Origin of the sequence: Streptomyces sp. NPDC006265, assembly GCF_040613555.1 — a bacterium.
In the GTDB taxonomy this organism is placed as follows: Bacteria; Actinomycetota; Actinomycetes; order Streptomycetales; family Streptomycetaceae; genus Streptomyces.
In genome coordinates, this window is sequence record NZ_JBEXSH010000053.1 from 1 (window position 1) to 19,676 (window position 19,676).

The 19,676-nt window shown below is 70.2% G+C and carries 16 protein-coding genes and 1 pseudogene; 13 read left to right on the forward strand and 4 right to left on the reverse strand.

Annotated elements, in window-relative coordinates; genetic code table 11:
- Both ABZ281_RS07305 and ABZ281_RS07310 read left to right on the forward strand, forming a co-directional pair.
- The coding region (locus ABZ281_RS07305; protein ID WP_356653006.1) for a helix-turn-helix domain-containing protein at positions 1 to 292 on the forward strand (292 nt) is incomplete at its 5' end.
- Positions 293 to 385: 93 nt separating this feature from the next.
- Entirely contained in the window at positions 386 to 1,174 is a 789-nt protein-coding gene (locus ABZ281_RS07310) for a phosphatase (protein WP_356653008.1), read from the forward strand.
- Positions 1,175 to 1,348: 174 nt separating this feature from the next.
- Here ABZ281_RS07310 and ABZ281_RS07315 read toward each other — a convergent pair whose 3' ends face one another.
- The 3 genes from ABZ281_RS07315 to ABZ281_RS07325 form a co-directional block, all read right to left on the reverse strand.
- The gene (locus tag ABZ281_RS07315) at positions 1,349 to 2,254 is read right to left on the reverse strand and encodes an acyl-CoA thioesterase II (protein ID WP_356653010.1); all 906 of its coding nucleotides are present in this window, start codon (positions 2,252 to 2,254) and stop codon (positions 1,349 to 1,351) included.
- Positions 2,255 to 2,299: 45 nt separating this feature from the next.
- On the reverse strand, positions 2,300 to 3,457 hold the full coding sequence (locus ABZ281_RS07320) for an acyl-CoA dehydrogenase family protein (protein WP_356653012.1): 1,158 nt from the start codon (positions 3,455 to 3,457) through the stop codon (positions 2,300 to 2,302).
- Between the two features lie 137 nt (positions 3,458 to 3,594).
- The gene (locus ABZ281_RS07325; RefSeq protein WP_356653013.1) at positions 3,595 to 4,188 is read right to left on the reverse strand and encodes a TetR/AcrR family transcriptional regulator; all 594 of its coding nucleotides are present in this window, start codon (positions 4,186 to 4,188) and stop codon (positions 3,595 to 3,597) included.
- Between the two features lie 87 nt (positions 4,189 to 4,275).
- Here ABZ281_RS07325 and ABZ281_RS07330 point away from each other — a divergent pair, with 87 nt between their 5' ends.
- From ABZ281_RS07330 to ABZ281_RS07375, 10 genes are all read left to right on the forward strand, one after another.
- Positions 4,276 to 5,892 carry a carboxyl transferase domain-containing protein gene (locus ABZ281_RS07330; protein ID WP_356653015.1) on the forward strand — a complete coding sequence of 539 codons (1,617 nt, stop codon included), beginning with the start codon at positions 4,276 to 4,278 and terminating at the stop codon, positions 5,890 to 5,892.
- A gap of 14 nt (positions 5,893 to 5,906) precedes the next feature.
- The gene (locus tag ABZ281_RS07335) at positions 5,907 to 7,823 is read left to right on the forward strand and encodes a biotin carboxylase N-terminal domain-containing protein (protein WP_356653017.1); all 1,917 of its coding nucleotides are present in this window, start codon (positions 5,907 to 5,909) and stop codon (positions 7,821 to 7,823) included.
- The gene (locus ABZ281_RS07340; protein ID WP_356653019.1) at positions 7,820 to 8,770 is read left to right on the forward strand and encodes a hydroxymethylglutaryl-CoA lyase; all 951 of its coding nucleotides are present in this window, start codon (positions 7,820 to 7,822) and stop codon (positions 8,768 to 8,770) included. The genes ABZ281_RS07335 and ABZ281_RS07340 overlap by 4 nt, the downstream gene beginning before the upstream one ends.
- A gap of 5 nt (positions 8,771 to 8,775) precedes the next feature.
- On the forward strand, positions 8,776 to 9,936 hold the full coding sequence (locus ABZ281_RS07345; protein WP_356653021.1) for an acyl-CoA dehydrogenase family protein: 1,161 nt from the start codon (positions 8,776 to 8,778) through the stop codon (positions 9,934 to 9,936).
- Positions 9,937 to 10,146: 210 nt separating this feature from the next.
- The gene (locus ABZ281_RS07350) at positions 10,147 to 11,190 is read left to right on the forward strand and encodes an ABC transporter substrate-binding protein (RefSeq protein ID WP_356653023.1); all 1,044 of its coding nucleotides are present in this window, start codon (positions 10,147 to 10,149) and stop codon (positions 11,188 to 11,190) included.
- Between the two features lie 34 nt (positions 11,191 to 11,224).
- Positions 11,225 to 12,079 carry a siderophore-interacting protein gene (locus ABZ281_RS07355; RefSeq protein WP_356653025.1) on the forward strand — a complete coding sequence of 285 codons (855 nt, stop codon included), beginning with the start codon at positions 11,225 to 11,227 and terminating at the stop codon, positions 12,077 to 12,079.
- Between the two features lie 157 nt (positions 12,080 to 12,236).
- On the forward strand, positions 12,237 to 13,679 hold the full coding sequence (desA, locus tag ABZ281_RS07360; RefSeq protein WP_356653027.1) for a lysine decarboxylase DesA: 1,443 nt from the start codon (positions 12,237 to 12,239) through the stop codon (positions 13,677 to 13,679).
- A complete protein-coding gene (locus tag ABZ281_RS07365) occupies positions 13,663 to 14,949 on the forward strand; it encodes a SidA/IucD/PvdA family monooxygenase (protein ID WP_356653029.1) in 1,287 nt (428 codons plus the stop codon). Before desA ends, ABZ281_RS07365 begins: the two co-directional genes overlap by 17 nt.
- The gene (locus ABZ281_RS07370) at positions 14,946 to 15,497 is read left to right on the forward strand and encodes a GNAT family N-acetyltransferase (RefSeq protein WP_356653031.1); all 552 of its coding nucleotides are present in this window, start codon (positions 14,946 to 14,948) and stop codon (positions 15,495 to 15,497) included. The genes ABZ281_RS07365 and ABZ281_RS07370 overlap by 4 nt, the downstream gene beginning before the upstream one ends.
- Complete coding sequence (locus ABZ281_RS07375) at positions 15,494 to 17,263, forward strand: IucA/IucC family siderophore biosynthesis protein (RefSeq protein WP_356653033.1); 1,770 nt, start codon at positions 15,494 to 15,496, stop codon at positions 17,261 to 17,263. Before ABZ281_RS07370 ends, ABZ281_RS07375 begins: the two co-directional genes overlap by 4 nt.
- A gap of 159 nt (positions 17,264 to 17,422) precedes the next feature.
- On the opposite strand, the gene ABZ281_RS07380 is transcribed toward ABZ281_RS07375, so the two are convergent.
- Complete coding sequence (locus ABZ281_RS07380; protein WP_356653035.1) at positions 17,423 to 19,012, reverse strand: beta-N-acetylhexosaminidase; 1,590 nt, start codon at positions 19,010 to 19,012, stop codon at positions 17,423 to 17,425.
- A gap of 94 nt (positions 19,013 to 19,106) precedes the next feature.
- Between ABZ281_RS07380 and ABZ281_RS07385 the strand changes: the two are divergent.
- A pseudogene (locus ABZ281_RS07385) lies at positions 19,107 to 19,598 on the forward strand (DUF4429 domain-containing protein); the annotation flags it as partial.
- Positions 19,599 to 19,676: the final 78 nt, after the last annotated feature.

Consider the following 19,676-nt stretch of genomic DNA (forward strand, 5'->3'; position numbering starts at 1 on the left):
CCCGCTGCTCCGGCACGGCGCACGCCCCGCCCTCGCCGACCTGGTCCCGCCCGGCGAGGCGGCGGCCCACGCCCGCGCCCTGCTCACCCCCGTCGCGGCCCACCCCGCGCTCACCGAGACCCTGCGCACCTGGCTCTCCCTGCACGGCAGCTGGGACCGCACGGCCGTCGCCCTGTCCGTGCACCGCAACACCGTGCGCCAGCGCATCGCCCGCTGCGCGGCCCTGCTCGCGACGGACCTCGACGACCCGGACGTACGGATGGAACTCTGGTTCGCGCTGCGGCACATCTGAGTAGGTGAGCGGTGTCCCGCTGAGTACGTGACGCACGTCCCAGCGTGCGATACGCCAGGGACGCCCACAGTCGGCTGCCTCACAATGGATGCCATGCCGATATCCGGGACACCCAGCCGCGCCGAACTCGTCGAACACCTCGTCAGGACGCGCATCGCGGGCGACGTCGCCACCCCCCGCGAGAACAACCTCTCCCACTACCGCAAGCTGGCGAACAGCGACCGCCATTACTGGTTCGGGCTGGAACTCGGCGACCGCTGGAGCGACGAGCAGGACGTCCTCGCGGTGATGGCGGAGCGGGTCGGTGTGAACGACGATCCCGAGTACCGGTACGGCCAGGACACCATCGACCCGGAGCTGACCGTCGACGGGCTGGAGCGGCTGGCCGGGCGGCTGCGCAAGGCGGCGGACGGGCAGCAGCGCGTGCTGTTCGCCACCGGCCATCCCGGCGGCCTCCTCGACGTGCACCGCGCGACCGCCTCGGCGCTGCGCGCGGCCGGCTGCGAGATCGTCGTCATCCCGGAGGGGCTGACGACCGAGGAGGGCTACGTGATGCAGTTCGCGGACGTGGCGGTGCTGGAGCACGGCGCCACCCTGTGGCACACCCACTCGGGCGAACCGATGAAGGCGATCCTGAAGGGCCTGGAGCGCGCGGGCCGCCCGCTGCCCGACCTGGTCGTCGCCGACCACGGCTGGGCGGGCTACGCGGGCCAGCACGGCGTGGACTCGGTCGGCTACGCCGACTGCAACGACCCGGCCCTCTTCATCGCCGAGGCCGAGGGCACCGTGCAGGTGACGGTGCCCCTCGACGACCACGTGATCAGCCCCCGCCACTACGACCCGATGACGGCGTACCTGCTGGCGGAGGCGGGCCTCAGCTAGTAGTGCCGGGACAGGCAACGTTCGCCCCGTCACGACGCCCGGCACGCTCCCCCACGCTCTCGACTCCGCTCGAGCAGGGGGCACCCCCACTCGCCGCACCGGCCGAAACCCCGAGTACGTCCAGTACGAGGGCTTCCGGCCGGCACGCCGAGAGCACGCACCAAACGCCGCTCCTCAACGGCAAACGTTGCCTGCCGCGGCACCAGCGCCCGGCTCGCGCGGGACGCGGACCACGCCCTCCTGGATCACGGTGATGGCGAGCCGCCCGTCCTGCGTGTGGATGCGGGCCTGCCCCAGTCCCCGGCCGCCGTACGCGGACGGGGACTCCTGGTCGTACAGCAGCCACTCGTCGGCGCGGAACGGCCGGTGGAACCACATCGCGTGGTCGAGCGAGGCCCCCACGACGTCCCCGACGGCCCAGCCGCCGCGCCCGTGCGCGAGCAGCACGGAGTCGAGCAGTGTCATGTCGGAGACGTACGTGGCGAGGACGACGTGCAGCAGCGGGTCGTCGGCGAGCTTGCCGTTGGTCCGGAACCACACCTGCGAGTGCGGCTCGCGCGGCGCGCCGAACTTCCCGTACGGCGGTTCGTCGACGTACCGCAGGTCGACGGCGGCACGGGCCTCGAGGAACTTCTCCACCACGACGGGGTCGAGATGCCCGTACCCGCGCAGCCGCTCCGCACCGGTCGGGAGGCTCTCGGGGTCGGGCGAGGCGGGCATCGGCTCCTGGTGATCCAGCCCGTCCTCGTACGTCTGGAAGGACGCCGAGAGATGGAAGATCGGCTTGCCGTGCTGGACGGCGACCACCCGGCGGGTGGTGAAGGAGCGGCCGTCGCGGATGCGGTCGACGGTGTAGACGATGGGCGCGCCGGGGTCGCCGGGGCGCAGGAAGTACGCGTGCAGCGAGTGCGCGGGCCGGTCCTCGGGGACCGTGCGTCCGGCGGCGACGAGTGCCTGGGCCGCGACCTGCCCGCCGAAGACCCGGGGGACGACGGCGGACCGGGAGCGGCCGCGGAAGATGTCCTCCTCGATCTGCTCGAGGTCGAGCAGATCGAGGAGGTCCTGGAGTGCCTGGCTCATGGGGTAGTTGTACCGGCCAGTGATCGCGTCTCGGTGTCGGGGGCCTTACAGGCCCATGTCCTTGGCGATGATCGACTTCATGATCTCGCTGGTGCCGCCGTAGATGCGGTTGACACGGTTGTCCGCGTACAGGCGGGCGATCGGGTACTCGTTCATGAAGCCGTAGCCGCCGTGCAGCTGGAGACAGCGGTCGATGACGCGGTGGGCGACCTCGGTGCAGAACAGCTTGGCGCTCGCGGCCTCGGCGGGGGTGAGCTCACCGGCGTCCAGGGCCTCGGTCGCGCGGTCGGCGACGGCCTCGGCGGCGTCCACCTCGGCCTGGCAGGCGGCCAGCTCGAACTTGGTGTTCTGGAAGGACGCGACCGTCTTGCCGAAGACGGTGCGGTCCTGGACGTACTGCTTGGCGAACCGCACTGCGGCCTTGGCCTGGGCGTAGGCGCCGAAGGCGATGCCCCAGCGCTCGGAGGCCAGGTTGTGGCCGAGGTAGGAGAAGCCCTTGTTCTCCTCGCCGAGGAGGTCCTCGACGGGCACCTTGACGTCGACGAACGCCAGCTCGGCGGTGTCGGAGGTCTTCAGGCCGAGCTTGTCGAGCTTGCGGCCGACGGAGTAGCCCTCGGACTTGGTGTCGACGGCGAAGAGGGAGATGCCGTGGCGGCGGTCCTCGGCGGTCGGGGCGGAGGTGCGGGCGCAGACGATCATGCGGTCGGCGTGCACGCCGCCGGTGATGAAGGTCTTGGCGCCGTTGAGGACGTAGTGGGTGCCGTCCTCGCTCAGCTTGGCGGTGGACTTCATGCCCGCGAGGTCGGAACCGGTGCCCGGCTCCGTCATCGCGATGGCCCACATCTCCTCGCCGGAGACGAACTTCGGCAGGAACCGCTTCTTCTGCTCGTCGGTGGCGAGCATCTTGAGGTACGGCAGGGCGAGCAGCACGTGCACGCCGGAGCCGCCGAACTGGACACCGGCGCGAGCGGTCTCCTCGTACAGCACGGCCTCGAACTTGTGGCTCTCCAGGCCCGCGCCGCCGAACTCCTCGGGCACGTTGATGCCGAAGATGCCCAGCTCACCGAGCTGGTAGTAGAAGTCGCGGGGCGCCTGGCCCGCCGCGAACCACTCGTCGTACACCGGTACGACCTCGGCCTCGATGAAGGCGCGGATGGTCTCCCGGAACGCCTCGTGATCCTCGTTGAACACCGTACGGCGCACGACCGCCACCTCCACGACTTCGCATGTCTAAGCGCTTGCTCAGCCCAAGATACCGGCGAGTATCAACGACCGTCCAGGGTGGGGGCGGGGTAACGCTCGTCACGCCGATCGCGCCGGCGGGCACCGAGGTCCGCGCGTCAGCTCTCCGCCGCCGCGAACGCCCCCCGGGCCATCCGGTGCAGCAGCTCCGCCATGGCCCCCCGCCCGGGCAACGACCCCGCCCTCCCCAGATGCGGCGTCGAGTTCAGCAACCCGAACACCGAATGCACGGCGGACCGGGCCGCGGGCTCCCCGAGCCCCGGGTACACCTCCCGCACCACGCCCACCCACAACTCCACGTACTGCCGCTGCAACTGCCGCACCATCTTCCGGTCGGTGTCCCGGAGGCGGTCCAGCTCACGGTCGTGCAGGGTGATCAGGGGCCGGTCGTCGAGCGCGAAGTCGATATGCCCCTCGATCAGCGAGTCGAGCACCTGCTCCGCCCCACCCCCGTCCGCCTCCGCCAGCCTCCGCTTCGCCCCGGTCAGCAACTGCCCGCTGATCCCCACCAGCAGCTCCGCGAGCATCGCGTCCTTGCCCGTGAAGTGCCGGTAGAGCCCGGGCCCGCTGATCCCGACCGCGGCTCCTATCTCGTCGACTCCGACCCCGTGGAAGCCCCGCTCGGCGAACAGCCGCGCGGCCTCCTTGAGGATCTGCTCACGGCGGGTGGGGGCGTCGGTTCTGGTGGCCATGAAAACAATTCTAGACAGGGAGGTTAGCGGTCGTTAACCTGAAGGAAATGCGTTAACGCTCATTAACAAGGTGAGGGGACCCGCAGGATGCACGAGGCACCGGAGCTCACGAGCGCGGCGGACCCCGCGTCGGAGGCCTTTCGGGCCAACGAGGAGGGGCACCACGCCCTCGTCGAGGAGCTGCGCACCAAGCTCGCCTCCGCCGCACAGGGCGGCGGCGAGAGGGCCCGCGCCCGCCACACGGCCCGCGGCAAGCTGCTCCCCCGCGACCGCGTGGACACCCTCCTCGACCCGGGCTCGCCGTTCCTGGAGCTGGCCCCGCTCGCGGCCGACGGGATGTACGACGACCAGGCCCCGGCGGCCGGAGTCATCGCCGGCATCGGCCGGGTCAGCGGCCGCGAGACGGTGGTCATCGCCAACGACGCCACGGTCAAGGGCGGCACGTACTACCCGATGACGGTCAAGAAGCACCTCCGCGCCCAGGAGGTCGCCCTCGACAACCGCCTCCCCTGTGTCTACCTGGTGGACTCCGGCGGCGCCTTCCTCCCCATGCAGGACGAGGTCTTCCCGGACCGCGACCACTTCGGCCGCATCTTCTACAACCAGGCCCGCATGTCCGGCGCCGGCATCCCCCAGATCGCCGCCGTCCTCGGCTCCTGCACGGCCGGTGGGGCGTACGTCCCGGCGATGAGCGACGAGGCGGTGATCGTCCGCGACCAGGGCACCATCTTCCTGGGCGGACCGCCCCTGGTGAAGGCGGCCACCGGCGAGGTCGTCACGGCGGAGGAGCTCGGCGGCGGCGAGGTCCACTCCCGCGTCTCGGGCGTCACGGACCACCTCGCGGAGAACGACGCGCACGCGCTCCGCATCGTCCGCACCATCGTCTCCACGCTCCCCTCCCGAGGAGCACTCCCCTGGGAGGTCACGGAGGCGACGGAGCCCAAGGTCGACCCCCACAGCCTCTACGGCGCGGTCCCGGTCGACTCCCGCACCCCCTACGACGTGCGCGAGGTCATCGCCCGGGTCGTCGACGGCTCCCGCTTCGCCGAGTTCAAGTCCGAGTTCGGCCAGACGCTGGTCACGGGCTTCGCCCGGATCCACGGCCACCCGGTGGGCATCGTCGCCAACAACGGCATCCTTTTCTCCGAGTCCGCCCAGAAGGGCGCCCACTTCATCGAGCTGTGCGACCAGCGCGGCATCCCGCTGGTGTTCCTGCAGAACATCTCGGGCTTCATGGTCGGCAAGGACTACGAGGCGGGCGGCATCGCCAAGCACGGCGCCAAGATGGTCACGGCGGTGGCCTGCACCCGCGTACCGAAGCTCACGGTCGTGGTCGGCGGCTCGTACGGCGCGGGCAACTACTCCATGTGCGGCAGGGCGTACTCCCCCCGCTTCCTGTGGATGTGGCCGAACGCCAAGATCTCGGTCATGGGCGGCGAGCAGGCCGCCTCGGTGCTCGCGACCGTCAAGCGGGACCAGCTGGAGGGGCGCGGCGAGTCCTGGCCGGCCGAGGACGAGGACGCCTTCAAGGCCCCGATCCGCGCCCAGTACGAGCGCCAGGGCAACGCCTACTACGCGTCGGCCCGCCTCTGGGACGACGGTGTGATCGACCCGCTGGACACCCGTCAGGTCCTGGGCCTGGCCCTGACCGCGTGCGCCAACGCGCCCCTGGGTGACCCCCAGTTCGGCGTCTTCCGGATGTGAGGGGACGGACGACGATGTTCGAGACAGTACTGGTGGCCAACCGCGGCGAGATCGCCGTACGGGTGATCCGTACGCTGCGGTCGATGGGCGTGCGCTCGGTGGCCGTCTTCTCCGACGCGGACGCCGACGCCCGGCACGTCCGCGAGGCGGACACGGCGGTCCGGATCGGGCCGGCCCCGGCGTCCGAGAGCTATCTCTCGGTGGAGCGCCTCCTGGAAGCCGCCGCCCGCACGGGCGCCCAGGCCGTCCACCCCGGCTACGGCTTCCTCGCCGAGAACGCCGCCTTCGCGCGCGCCTGCGCCGAGGCCGGCATGGTCTTCATCGGCCCTCCGGCGGACGCGATCGCGCTGATGGGCGACAAGATCCGCGCCAAGGAAACCGTCCAGGAGGCCGGCGTACCGGTCGTGCCCGGCGGCCGTGACCCGGACCTGGCCGAGGCGGCCCGCGAGCTGGGCGCGCCCGTCCTGCTCAAGCCCAGCGCGGGCGGCGGCGGCAAGGGCATGCGCCTCGTGCGGGACCTGACCCGCCTGGAGGAGGAGATCGCGTCGGCCCGCCGCGAGGCCCGCGCCTCCTTCGGCGACGACACGCTCCTGGTGGAGCGCTGGATCGAGCGCCCCCGCCACATCGAGATCCAGGTCCTGGCGGACGGCCACGGGAACGTGGTCCACCTGGGCGAGCGCGAGTGCTCCCTCCAGCGCCGCCACCAGAAGATCATCGAGGAGGCGCCGAGCGTCCTCCTCGACGAGGAGACGCGCTCCGCGATGGGCGGGGCGGCGGTTCAAGCGGCCCGCTCCTGCGGCTACCGGGGCGCGGGCACGGTGGAGTTCATCGTCCCCGGCAACAACCCGTCGTCGTACTACTTCATGGAGATGAACACCCGCCTCCAGGTGGAGCACCCGGTCACGGAGCTGATCACGGGCCTGGACCTGGTCGAGTGGCAGCTGCGGGTCGCGGCCGGGGAGCCCCTCGGCTTCGCCCAGGAGGACGTACGCCTGACCGGTCACGCCGTGGAGGCCCGCATCTGCGCCGAGGACCCGGCCCGCGGCTTCCTCCCCTCCGGCGGCACGGTGCTGAGACTGCGTGAGCCGCAGGGCGACGGCGTCCGCACCGACTCGGGCCTCACCGAGGGCACGGAGGTCGGCAGCCTCTACGACCCGATGCTCTCCAAGGTCATCGCGTACGGCGCCGACCGTGCGACCGCCCTGCGCAAACTCCGGGCGGCCCTGGCGGAGACGGTCACGCTCGGCGTGCAGACGAACGCCGGGTTCCTGCGCCGCCTCCTCGCCCACCCGGCGGTCGTCTCCGGCGACATGGACACCGGCCTGGTCGAGCGCGAGGTCGAGGGTCTGGTCCCCACGGACGTACCGGAGGAGGTGTACGAGGCGGCGGCGGCCGTACGTGTCGAGGCCCTGAAACCGGAGCCGGGCGGCTGGACGGACCCGTTCTCGGTGCCGAGCGGCTGGCGCCTGGGCGGCGAACCGAAGCCGGTCGCCTTCCACCTGCGGGTGCAGGAGCCCTTGGAGCACACCCCGCGCGGCACCGCCACGGTCACCGACGACCGGGTCGCCGTGACACTCGACGGCGTCCGCCACACCTTCCACCGCGCCGCCGACTGGCTCGGCCGCGACGGCGACGCCTGGCACGTGCGCGACCACGACCCGGTAGCCGCGTCCCTCACCCGCGCCGCCCACGCGGGCGCCGACTCGCTGACCGCGCCGATGCCCGGCACGGTGACGGTGGTGAAGGTCGCCGTCGGCGACGAGGTGAGCGCCGGTCAGAGCCTGCTGGTGGTGGAGGCGATGAAGATGGAGCACGTCATCTCCGCGCCGCACACCGGAAAGGTCACCGAACTGGACGTGGCACCGGGCACCACGGTCGCCATGGACCAGGTACTGGCGGTCATCGCACCGCATGAGGAGGCGGCGGAATGACAGTCCCAGGGCTCCCGATGGCCGTCCCGAGCAGGGACCTGCCCACCCGCGTCCGCATCCACGAGGTCGGTGCGCGCGACGGCCTGCAGAACGAGAAGGCGACGGTTCCCACGGAGGTCAAGGCGAAGTTCATCCGCCGCCTGGCCGACGCGGGCCTGACGACGATCGAGGCGACGAGCTTCGTCCACCCCAAGTGGGTGCCCCAACTGGCGGACGCGGAGCAGCTGTTCCCGATGGTGAGCGACCTCCGGGCCGCCCTCCCGGTCCTCGTCCCGAACGAACGCGGCCTGGACCGCGCCCTGGCACTGGGCGCCCGGCGGGTGGCGGTCTTCGCCAGCGCGACGGAGTCCTTCGCCAAGGCCAACCTCAACCGCACGGTGGACGAGGCACTGGCGATGTTCGAGCCGGTGGTGAGCCGCGCGAAGTCCGAGGACGTCCATGTCCGCGGCTACCTCTCCATGTGCTTCGGCGACCCCTGGGAGGGCGCGGTCCCCCTCCCCCAGGTGGTGAAGGTCTGCCGGGCCCTGCTGGACATGGGCTGCGACGAGCTGAGCCTGGGCGACACGATCGGCGTGGCGACCCCGGGCCATGTGGTCGCACTCCTCGCGGCCCTGGACGAGGCGGGCGTCCCGGTGTCGGCCCTCGGCGTGCACTTCCACGACACCTACGGCCAGGCCCTCGCCAACACCCTCGCGGCCCTCCAGCAGGGCGTCACCACGGTCGACGCCTCGGCGGGCGGCCTGGGCGGCTGCCCGTACGCGAAGTCGGCGACCGGAAACCTGGCCACCGAAGACCTCGTGTGGATGCTGCGGGGCCTCGGCATCGACACCGGAATCGACCTCGGCCGCCTCGTCGCCACGAGCGCGTGGATGGCCGCCCACCTGGGCCGACCCAGCCCGTCCCGCACCGTCCGAGCCCTGTCCCACGAGGACACCGAGGAGCACTGATCACCATGGACTACCGTCTCTCCCCCGAGCTGGAGGAACTCCGCCGTACGGTCGAGGAGTTCGCGCACGAGGTGGTGGCGCCGAAGATCGGCGACTTCTACGAGCGGCACGAGTTCCCCTACGAGATCGTCCGGGAGATGGGCCGCATGGGCCTGTTCGGCCTGCCGTTCCCCGAGGAGTACGGCGGCATGGGCGGGGACTACCTGGCCCTCGGCGTGGCCCTGGAGGAACTGGCGCGGGTCGACTCCTCGGTGGCGATCACCCTGGAGGCCGGCGTCTCGCTGGGCGCGATGCCGATCCACCTCTACGGCACCGAGGCCCAGAAGCGGGAATGGCTCCCCCGCCTCTGCTCGGGCGAAGTCCTCGGCGCGTTCGGCCTGACGGAGCCGGACGGCGGCAGTGACGCGGGAGCGACCCGCACGACGGCCCGCCTGGACGAGTCGACGAACGAGTGGATCATCAACGGCACGAAGTGCTTCATCACCAACTCGGGCACGGACATAACGGGCCTGGTGACGGTCACGGCGGTCACGGGCCGCAAGCCCGACGGCAGGCCGCAGATCTCCTCGATCATCGTCCCGCCGGGCACCCCCGGCTTCACGGTCGCGGCCCCCTACTCCAAGGTCGGCTGGAACGCCTCGGACACCCGCGAGCTGTCCTTCACGGACGTCCGCGTCCCGGCGGAGAACCTCCTGGGCGAGGAGGGCCGCGGTTACGCCCAGTTCCTGCGCATCCTCGACGAGGGCCGCATCGCGATCGCGGCCCTGGCGACGGGTCTGGCACAGGGCTGCGTGGACGAGTCGGTCAAGTACGCCAAGGAGCGCCACGCCTTCGGCAGGCCCATCGCCGCCAACCAGGCCATCCAGTTCAAGATCGCCGACATGGAGATGAAGGCCCACACGTCCCGCCTCGCCTGGCGCGACGCGGCGGCCCGCCTGGTGACCGGCGCCCCCTTCAAGAAGGAGGCAGCCCTCGCCAAGCTCCACTCCTCCACGGTCGCGGTGGACAACGCCCGAGAGGCCACCCAGATCCACGGCGGCTACGGCTTCATGAACGAGTACCCGGTCGCCCGCATGTGGCGCGACTCCAAGATCCTGGAGATCGGCGAGGGGACGAGCGAGGTGCAGCGGATGCTGATCGCGCGGGAGTTGGGGCTGGTGGGCTGAGCGACGGACCAGGGGCCGAAGGCCGCCGACCGAACGGGCGCAGTGACTCGGATCACTGCGCCCGTTCGCATCTCCACCTCCGCCCCCGGGCACACACCCCCACACCCCCCTGGACACAATCTGAGGTTAGGCTAACCTAAGCCTCGTTCCAGCCTAGCGGCTGTCAGCCGCGCCCGCAGTGGCTCCGTACGCACGAAAGCAGATCCCGTCATGTCGAACGCCAGAACCGCCCGTTACTCCCGCCGCGGGCTGCTCGCCGCCGGTGGTGCTCTCGGGCTCGGCGCCCTCGTGACCGCCTGTGGCAGTGAGGACTCCGAGGACGGCGGCTCGGACGCGAAGGGTGCCGCCAAGTCCGGCCCCTGGTCCTTCGAGGACGACCGCGGCAAGACCGTGAGCCTGGACCACGCCCCCTCGAAGATCGTCGCCTTCACCGGTGTCGCCGCCGCCCTGTACGACTACGGCATCGAGGTCAAGGGCGTCTTCGGCCCGACCAAGACCAAGGACGGCAAGGCCGACGTCCAGGCCGGCGACATGGACGTCAGCAAGCTGACCGTCTTCGGCAACAGGTTCGACCAGTTCAACGTCGAGCAGTACGCGGCCTTCCAGCCCGAGGTGCTCATCACCACCACCTTCGACGCCGCCGGCAGCCTCTGGTACGTCCCGGAGGCATCCAAGGACAAGATCGCCAAGCTCGCCCCGAGCGTGGCCGTCTCGGTCTTCGACCGCCAGCTGCCGAAGCCGCTGCAGCGCATGGCCGAGCTCGCCGGGTCCCTCGGCGCCGACCTGAAGGCCGTGAAGGTCGTCGAGGCGAAGAAGCGCTTCGAGGCCGCCTCCGAGCGACTGCGCAAGGCCGCCAAGTCCCGCCCCGAGATCAAGGTGCTGGCCGGTTCCGCCTCGGACGCCATCTTCTACGTCTCCGGCTCCAACTTCTCCATCGACCTGGAGTACTTCAAGGCCCTCGGCGTGAACCTCGTCGAGCCCCCGGAGAAGGCCAAGAAGGCCAACGGCGGCTGGTTCGAGAACCTCAGCTGGGAGAACGTCGACAAGTACCCGGCGGACATCATCATGATGGACGACCGCGCCTCGACCATCCAGCCGGCCGACATCACCGAGGCTACCTGGAAGAAGCTGCCCGCGGTCAGGGCCGGTCAGGTCATCTCGCGTTCGCCCGAGCCGATCCTGTCGTACGACAAGTGCACGCCTTTGGTGGAGAACCTCGCGAAGGCCGTCGAGTCGGCCAAGAAGGTCGCCTGACCCCCTCCCCCTTCCTGACGTCCAGGAGCCGCACGTGACCACCGCCGTAGCCGCCCCGTTCCGCTTCTTCTCCCTCCAGGTCGTGCGGACGAGGCGGCTCGGGCCGTCTCTGGTCCGGGTCACCTTCGGGGGACCCGACCTGCACGCCTTCCACTCCGACGGGCGGGACCAGTCCCTGTCGCTGTTCCTGCCGCACCCCGGGCAGCCCGAGCCGGTCGTCCCTGTCGAACTGGGGGACGGCTGGTGGCAGGGCTGGCGTGAACTCCCCGACGGCGTACGGGCCGTGATGCGGTCGTACACTCTGCGCGCCCTGCGCCGCGAGCCGGACGAGATCGACATCGACTTCGCCCTGCACGGCATCGAGCCGGGCGCCACGGTCCAGGCCGGCCCCGCCTCACGCTGGGCCGCCCGGGCCGCCGCCGGTGACCGGGCCCTGCTGCTCGGGCCGGCCATCGCCGACAACCGGGCGATCCGGTTCAGGCCGCCCGAGGACACCGACCTCGTCGTCGTCTGGGGCGACGAGACCGCCGTACCGGCCGCCTCGGCCATCGTCGAGGCGCTGCCCGCCGGCACCCGCGCCCGGGTCTGGCTGGAGGTCCCGCACGCCGGCGACATCCAGGACCTGGCGACCGAGGCCGACGCCGAGATCACCTGGCTGGTCAGGGACGAGAGGGGCACCGAGGGGTCCCCCATGACCCTCGACGTCCTCCGTGCCGCCCATCTGCCCGCGGCCGAGCGGCCGTACGTCTGGATCGCCGGCGAGTCCGGGTGCGTGAAGGAGCTGCGCCGGCACTTCGTGCGCGACCGCGGGATCGACCGCCGCAGGGTGACGTTCGTCGGCTACTGGCGGCGCGGCGCGAGCGAGGAGCAGCTGCGGGCGGAAGCGTAGCCGCAGCTCACCGGCACCGAGGTGACACGAGTGACCACTGTCACGGCAGGGCCTGCCCTCCCCTCGATCAAGTTAGGTTAGCCTTACCTAAGTTCTGGACGCCGGAGATCAGCCCATCCCGTCCCACACCGGACTGTCCCCACCGGAGGACCCCCGCATGCGCTCGCACCTGCTCAACGACACCACCGCGGAGCAGTACCGCCGCTCCGTGACCGACGGAGTCGAGCGGGTGGCCGCCAAACTCGCCGCCACCGACCGGCCGTTCACCGGCATCACCGTCGACACGCTCGCCCCCCGCATCGACGAGATCGACCTCGACCAGCCGCTGCACGACACCGGCGCGGTGCTCGACGAACTGGAGGACGTCTACCTCCGGGACGCGATCTACTTCCACCACCCCCGCTACCTGGCCCACCTCAACTGCCCGGTCGTCATCCCGGCCGTGCTCGGCGAGGCCGTCCTGTCCGCCGTGAACTCCTCGCTGGACACCTGGGACCAGTCGGCCGGCGGCACGCTCATCGAGCGGAAACTGATCGACTGGACAACCGTGCGGATCGGCCTCGGCCCGGCCGCCGACGGCGTGTTCACCTCGGGCGGCACCCAGTCGAACCTCCAGGCGCTGCTGCTCGCCCGCGAGGAGGCCAAGACCGGCTCCCTGGCGAAACTGCGCATCTTCGCCTCCGACGTCAGCCACTTCAGCGTGAAGAAGTCCGCGAAGCTGCTCGGGCTCGGCCAGGACGCCGTGGTCTCCATACCCGTCGACCACGACAAGCGCATGCAGACCGTCGCGCTCGCCCGCGAGCTGGAGCGCTGCACCAAGGACGGCCTCGTCCCCATGGCGGTCGTCGCCACCGCCGGCACCACCGACTTCGGCTCCATCGACCCGCTGCCCGAGATCGCCGAGCTGTGCGAGCAGTTCGGTACCTGGATGCACGTCGACGCCGCCTACGGCTGCGGCCTGCTGGCCTCCCTGAAGCACCGGGACCGCATCAGCGGCATCGAGCGGGCCGACTCGGTCACCGTCGACTACCACAAGTCCTTCTTCCAGCCGGTGAGTTCCTCGGCCGTGCTGGTGCGGGACGCCGCCACGCTCCGCCACGCCACCTACCACGCCGAGTACCTCAACCCGCGGCGCATGGTGGAGGAGCGCATCCCCAACCAGGTGGACAAGTCCCTGCAGACCACCCGCCGCTTCGACGCCCTCAAGCTGTGGATGACCCTGCGGACCATGGGCGCCGACGGCATCGGGCAGCTCTTCGACGAGGTATGCGAGCTGGCCCGGGAGGGCTGGCGGCTGATCGCCGCCGACCCGCGCTTCGACGTCGTCGTGGAGCCGAGCCTGTCCACCCTCGTCTTCCGCTACATCCCGGCCGCCGTCACCGACCCCGCCGAGATCGACCGCGCCAACCTCTACGCCCGCAAGGCCCTGTTCGCCTCCGGTGACGCCATCGTCGCGGGCACCAAGGTCGGCGGCCGCCACTACCTGAAGTTCACCCTGCTCAACCCCGAGACGCAGGCATCCGACATCGCCGCCGTCCTCGATCTGATCGCCGGCCACGCCGAGCAGTACCTGGGAGAGTCCCTTGACCGCGCGTCCTGACAACCCGGCCCCCCTTCCCGCGACTCATGACTTCGTGGGGATCGGGCTCGGCCCCTTCAACCTCGGCCTGGCCTGCCTGACCGAGCCGATCGACGCACTCGACGGCGTCTTCCTGGAGTCGAAGCCCGACTTCGAATGGCACGCGGGCATGTTCCTGGACGGCGCCCACCTCCAGACCCCGTTCATGTCGGACCTGGTCACCCTCGCCGATCCGACGTCCCCGTACTCCTTCCTGAACTACCTGAAGGAGAAGGGCCGGCTGTACTCGTTCTACATCCGCGAGAACTTCTACCCGCTGCGCGTCGAGTACGACGACTACTGCCGGTGGGCCGCGGGCAAACTGCGCAGCATCCGCTTCGGCACGACGGTCGCGGAGGTGACGTACGAGGACGAGCTCTACGTCGTGCGGACCACCGCCGGGGACACCTACCGGGCCCGTCGCCTGGTCCTCGGCACCGGCACCCCGCCCCACATACCCGAGGCCTGCCAGGGCCTGGGCGGCGACTTCCTGCACAACTCCCGTTACCTGGACAGCAAGGCGGAGCTGCAGAAGAAGGATTCGATCACGCTGGTCGGCTCGGGCCAGTCGGCCGCCGAGATCTACTACGACCTGCTCAGTGAGATCGACGTCCACGGCTACCGGCTGAACTGGATCACCCGCTCCCCGCGCTTCTTCCCGCTGGAGTACACCAAGCTCACGCTGGAGATGACGTCCCCGGAGTACGTCGACTACTTCCGCGAGCTGCCCGAGGCGACCCGCTACCGCCTCACGGCCGAGCAGAAGGGCCTGTTCAAGGGCATCGACGGCGACCTCATCAACGAGATCTTCGACCTGCTCTACCAGAAGAACCTCGGTGGCCCGGTCCCCACCCGGCTGCTCACCAACTGCTCGCTGAACAGCGCCCGGTACGAGAACGGCACGTACACGCTCGGCTTCCGCCAGGAGGAGCAGGGCAAGGACTTCGAGCTGGACTCACAGGGCCTGGTCCTGGCGACCGGCTACAAGTACGCCGAGCCGGAGTTCCTGGCCCCCGTGAAGGACCACCTGGTCTACGACTCGCAGGGCAACTTCGACGTCGCCCGCAACTACGCGATCGACGTCACCGGCCGGGGGATCTTCCTGCAGAACGCCGCCGTCCACACGCACAGCATCACCAGCCCGGACCTGGGCATGGGCCCCTACCGGAACGCGTACATCATCCGCGAGCTGCTCGGCAGCGAGTACTACCCGGTCGAGAAGAGCATCGCTTTCCAGGAGTTCGCCGTATGAGCGCCGGCACCGGCATCGGAACGCTCACCGTCCGCCCGCTCGACCCCCTGAGGGACGCCGAGCTGCTGCACTCCTGGGTCACCCACCCCAAGGCGGCCTACTGGATGATGCAGGGCGCGAAACTCCAGGACGTCGAGCGCGAGTACATGCGGATCGCCGCGCACGAGCACCACGACGCCTACATCGGTCTGCACCAGGGCCGCCCGGCGTTCCTGATGGAGAAGTACGACCCCCGCTACGTCGAGCTGGAAGGCCTGTACGACCCGGAGCCCGGCGACGTCGGCATGCACTTCCTGGTGGCGCCGACCGACCGGCCGATCCACGGTTTCACCAAGGCCGTCATCACCGCCGTGATGGACGAGCTGTTCGCCGAACCGCGCACCCGACGGGTCGTGGTGGAGCCCGACGTGAGCAACAAGGCGGTACACGCGCTCAACGAGGCCGTCGGCTTCGTGGCCGAGCGCGAGATCGACAAGCCGGAGAAGCGCGCGCTGCTGAGCTTCTGCACGCGCGCACAGTTCCTGGCTGCCCGAGGAGTGGCGATATGACCCTGTCCGACGCCGTGGCACACCTGTCCCCCGAGCGCTGGGAGCAGGCGGGCCGTCTGCTGGTCCGCAAAGCGCTCGCCGAGTTCGCGCACGAGCGGCTGATCACCCCCGAGCAGGACGGCGAGAGTTACGTCGTCCGCAGCGACGACGGCCTGACGAGCTACCGGTTCTCCGCCGATCGCCGCGCCCTGGACCACTGGCAGGTGGACGCCGACTCGATCACCCGCCACCGGAACGGCACGGAAGTCCCGCTCGCCGCACTGGACTTCTTCATCGAACTGCAGAAGTCCCTGGGTCTGAGCGACGACATCCTGCCGGTCTACCTGGAGGAGATCTCCTCCACCCTCTCCGGCACCTGCTACAAGCTCACCAAGCCGAAAACCACGGCGGCCGAGCTGGCGCGCGGCGACTTCCAGGCCATCGAGACCGGCATGACCGAGGGCCACCCCTGCTTCGTCGCCAACAACGGCCGGCTCGGCTTCGGCATCCACGAGTACCTGTCGTACGCGCCGGAGACCGCGAGCCCGGTCCGTCTGGTGTGGCTGGCCGCCCACCGGTCACGGGCCGCGTTCACGGCCGGTGTCGGCATCGAGTACGAGTCGTTCCTGCGCGAGGAGCTGGGCGAGAGGACCGTCGAGCGCTTCCACGGCGTCCTGCGCGACCAGGACCTCGACCCGGCCGACTACCTGTTCATCCCGGTCCACCCCTGGCAGTGGTGGAACAAGCTCACCGTCACTTTCGCCGCCGAGGTCGCCCGTAAGCACCTGGTGTGCCTGGGTGAGGGCGACGACGAGTACCTCGCCCAGCAGTCCATCCGGACGTTCTTCAACCGGACCAGCCCCGAGAAGCACTACGTCAAAACCGCGCTGTCGGTCATCAACATGGGCTTCATGCGCGGCCTGTCGGCGGCGTACATGGAGGCCACCCCGGCGATCAACGACTGGCTGGCCCAGCTCATCGAGGGCGACCCGGTACTGCGGTCCACGGGCCTGTCGATCATCCGGGAGCGCGCGGCGGTCGGCTACCGGCACCTGGAGTACGAGCAGGCGACGGACCGCTACTCGCCGTACCGCAAGATGCTCGCCGCGCTGTGGCGGGAGAGCCCGGTGCCCTCGCTCCGGAAGGGCGAGTCCCTGGCCACGATGGCGTCCCTGGTCCACGTCGACCACCAGGGGGCGTCCGTCGCGGGCGCCCTGATCGAGCAGTCGGGCCTCGCCCCGAAGGAGTGGCTGCGCCGCTACCTCCAGGCCTACTTCACGCCCCTCCTGCACAGCTTCTACGCCTACGACCTGGTGTTCATGCCGCACGGCGAGAACGTCATCCTGGTGCTGAAGGACGGGGTCGTGCAGCGCGCGATCTACAAGGACATCGCCGAGGAGATCGCGGTCATGGACCCGGACGCGGTGCTGCCGCCGACGGTCGAGCGGCTCCGCGTGGAGGTCCCGGAGGACAAGAAACTCCTGTCGATCTTCACGGACGTCTTCGACTGCTTCTTCCGCTTCCTCGCGGCGAACCTCGCCACCGAGGGAATCCTGGAGGAGGACGACTTCTGGCACACGGTCGCGCACGTCACCCGCGCCTACCAGGACTCGATGCCCGAACTCGCCGACAAGTTCAAGCAGTACGACATGTTCGCCCCCGAGTTCGCCCTCTCCTGCCTCAACCGCCTCCAACTCCGCAACAACGAACAGATGGTGGACCTGTCGGACCCGTCGGGCGCCCTCCAGCTGGTGGGCACCCTGAGGAATCCGATCGCGGAATTCTGACCCCCAAGCCGGATGGGCACCCCGGAGTACGGTCCTCCGGGGTGCCCATCGCTTCAGGGGTGCGGGGAACTGCGCAGTCATTCAGGGGCGCGGGGAACTGCGCAATCCTTTAGGGGCGCGGGGAACTGCGCGACCAGCCCCCACGCACCCGCAGACGATTCACCGCCCGCCGGACCCCCACGGAACCTGCGGCGACCGATACCACTCAATCCCCAGCGCATCCCACCGCTCAGCCTGCGCAGCAAGCCGTCCCTTGTACCGCTCCCAGTCGTGAGAAGCCGCCGACGACCACCCCAACTCGGCAACACCGGGCAACCGCGGGAACGCCATGAACTCGACCTGCCCGGAGTTCTCCAGCGTCTCCGACCACATCGGCGCCTCAACGCCCCGCACGGCCCCGTCCGGCACCCCCGGCAGATACGCCCCGGGATCCCAGTCGTACGACCGCCGCACCTCGACGTACCCCGCCCAGGACAACCCCAGCGGCGTGTCCTTCGTGTACTTCATGTCGAGGTACACCCGGTCCGCCGGGGACAGAATCAGCCCGGTCCCGTTCTGCGCGGCCTTCACGACCCGCGCCTTCTCCTCGGCACTGGTGCCGTCCAGCCCCCAGTACTGGGCGAGAGCCCCCTTCGCCGGGGTCGCCCCGGTCAACTGGTGCCAGCCCACCACCGTCTTACCGTACTTCGCGACGATCGGCTGCACCCGGTCCATGAACTTCACGTAGTCCTCATGGCTGGTGGAGTGCGCCTCGTCGCCCCCGATGTGGAGGTACCTGCCCGGCGTGAGCGCGGCTAGCTCCCGGATCACGTCGTCCACGAAGTCGTATGTGATCTCCTTGCCGGCGCACAGCGAGCTGAAGCCGACCTCGGTGCCGGTGTAGAGCGGCGGTGCGACGCCGTCGCAGTTCAGCTCGGCATACGAAGCCAGCGCCGCGTTGGTGTGGCCGGGCATGTCGATCTCGGGCACGACCTCAAGGTGGCGGGAGGAGGCGTAGCGCACGATCTCCCGGTAGTCGGCCTTGCTGTAGAAGCCGCCGGGGCCGCCCCCCACCTCCGTGGAACCGCCGTAGGTGGCCAGGCGCGGCCAGGAGGCGATGGCGAGTCGCCAGCCCTGGTCGTCGCTGAGGTGCAGATGCAGCTTGTTGATCTTGTAGAGGGCGAGCTGGTCGATGTAACGCTTGACCTGCTCGACGGTGAAGAAGTGGCGGGAGACGTCGAGCATGGCGCCGCGCCAGCCGTAGCGCGGGGTGTCCGTGATCGTGCCGCCGGCGACGAGCCAGGGGCCGGGCTGGACGGAGTCCTTCTCGACGGCCGCGGGCAGGAGCTGGCGCAGGGTCTGCACGCCGTGGAAGAGCCCGGAGGGCCGGGCGGCGGTGATGGTGACGCCGCCCCGGCCGCTGTCGAGCCGGTAGCCCTCGGCACCGAACGGGCCCTCGGCCAGGCGCAGTCGGATGCCCCCGGCGCCCTGGGCGGTGACGGGGAGGCGATAGCCGGTCGAGGGGCGAAGGATCTTCGCGAGGTACTCGCCGACGCCCCGGGCATCCCGGGATCCGTCGACGTGGATGTGGGTGCCGCGGGTGATCCGGTACGGGGATCCGCCCGGGGCGACCGAGGCGGGCGCGGGGATCACCCGGTCGAGCGGGGTGGGCGATGCCGCCGATGCGGGAGCGGCCCCGGTCACCGAGGCGGCCATCGCGACCAACAGCAGGGCACCGAGCAGGCGGAGCGTTCTGCGGTGCTGTCTCACACGGCCATCTCTCACAAGCGTGTCCCTTCACGAGCCGTTGAGCCCCAAGAGGTCTGGACCACTCTCTCGTGAGACGGGTGGAACAATCCACCCTATGGCGGAAATCATCCAGAAGGACGGCACGTGGGCCTTCGACGGGGACGCGTTACGGCTGACTCCCGGACGGGACAAGAACGTCAGTCTGCTGCGCAAGGAGCTGGGTCAACTGGTCCTACCGCTGGGGGCGTTGGCCGGTATCTCCTTGGAGCAGGGCAAGAAGTCGGGGCGGCTCAGGCTGCGGCTGCGCGACGGCGCCGACCCGCTGTTGCACGCCACCGGCGGCCGGCTCACCGAGCCCCATGACCCTTACCAGCTGATCGTGGAGTCCGACCGCTACGGCGTCGCCGAGTACTTCGTGGACGAGGTGCGCAGCGCCCTGCTCCTCGACCAGGTCCCCGCCTCGCCGGTCGACACGTACCTGCTGCCGGGCCCCTCCGTCCCCCTGTCGGTCTCCGCCGGGGACGGCACCGCCGGCTTCGACGGAGAGCGCATACGTCTGGAGTGGAACTGGAAGACGGAGGACGCCAAGGCTTCCAGTCGTGCCCGAGCCGGGCCGCGAGGGCGCAGATGATGTCGATGTCCTCGCGGGCCTCGCCGGGCGGGGTGACGGCCTTGCGGACGCGCT

Coding starts and splice junctions, on each gene's coding strand:
- ABZ281_RS07370 (WP_356653031.1), top strand. CDS start 14,946: ATGAGCGCCGGCACCGGCATCGGAACGCTCACCGTCCGCCCGCTCGAC.
- ABZ281_RS07310 (WP_356653008.1), top strand. CDS start 386: ATGCCGATATCCGGGACACCCAGCCGCGCCGAACTCGTCGAACACCTC.
- ABZ281_RS07340 (WP_356653019.1), top strand. CDS start 7,820: ATGACAGTCCCAGGGCTCCCGATGGCCGTCCCGAGCAGGGACCTGCCC.
- ABZ281_RS07315 (WP_356653010.1), bottom strand. CDS start 2,254: ATGAGCCAGGCACTCCAGGACCTCCTCGATCTGCTCGACCTCGAGCAG.
- ABZ281_RS07335 (WP_356653017.1), top strand. CDS start 5,907: ATGTTCGAGACAGTACTGGTGGCCAACCGCGGCGAGATCGCCGTACGG.
- ABZ281_RS07330 (WP_356653015.1), top strand. CDS start 4,276: ATGCACGAGGCACCGGAGCTCACGAGCGCGGCGGACCCCGCGTCGGAG.
- ABZ281_RS07345 (WP_356653021.1), top strand. CDS start 8,776: ATGGACTACCGTCTCTCCCCCGAGCTGGAGGAACTCCGCCGTACGGTC.
- ABZ281_RS07325 (WP_356653013.1), bottom strand. CDS start 4,188: ATGGCCACCAGAACCGACGCCCCCACCCGCCGTGAGCAGATCCTCAAG.
- desA (WP_356653027.1), top strand. CDS start 12,237: ATGCGCTCGCACCTGCTCAACGACACCACCGCGGAGCAGTACCGCCGC.
- ABZ281_RS07375 (WP_356653033.1), top strand. CDS start 15,494: ATGACCCTGTCCGACGCCGTGGCACACCTGTCCCCCGAGCGCTGGGAG.
- ABZ281_RS07350 (WP_356653023.1), top strand. CDS start 10,147: ATGTCGAACGCCAGAACCGCCCGTTACTCCCGCCGCGGGCTGCTCGCC.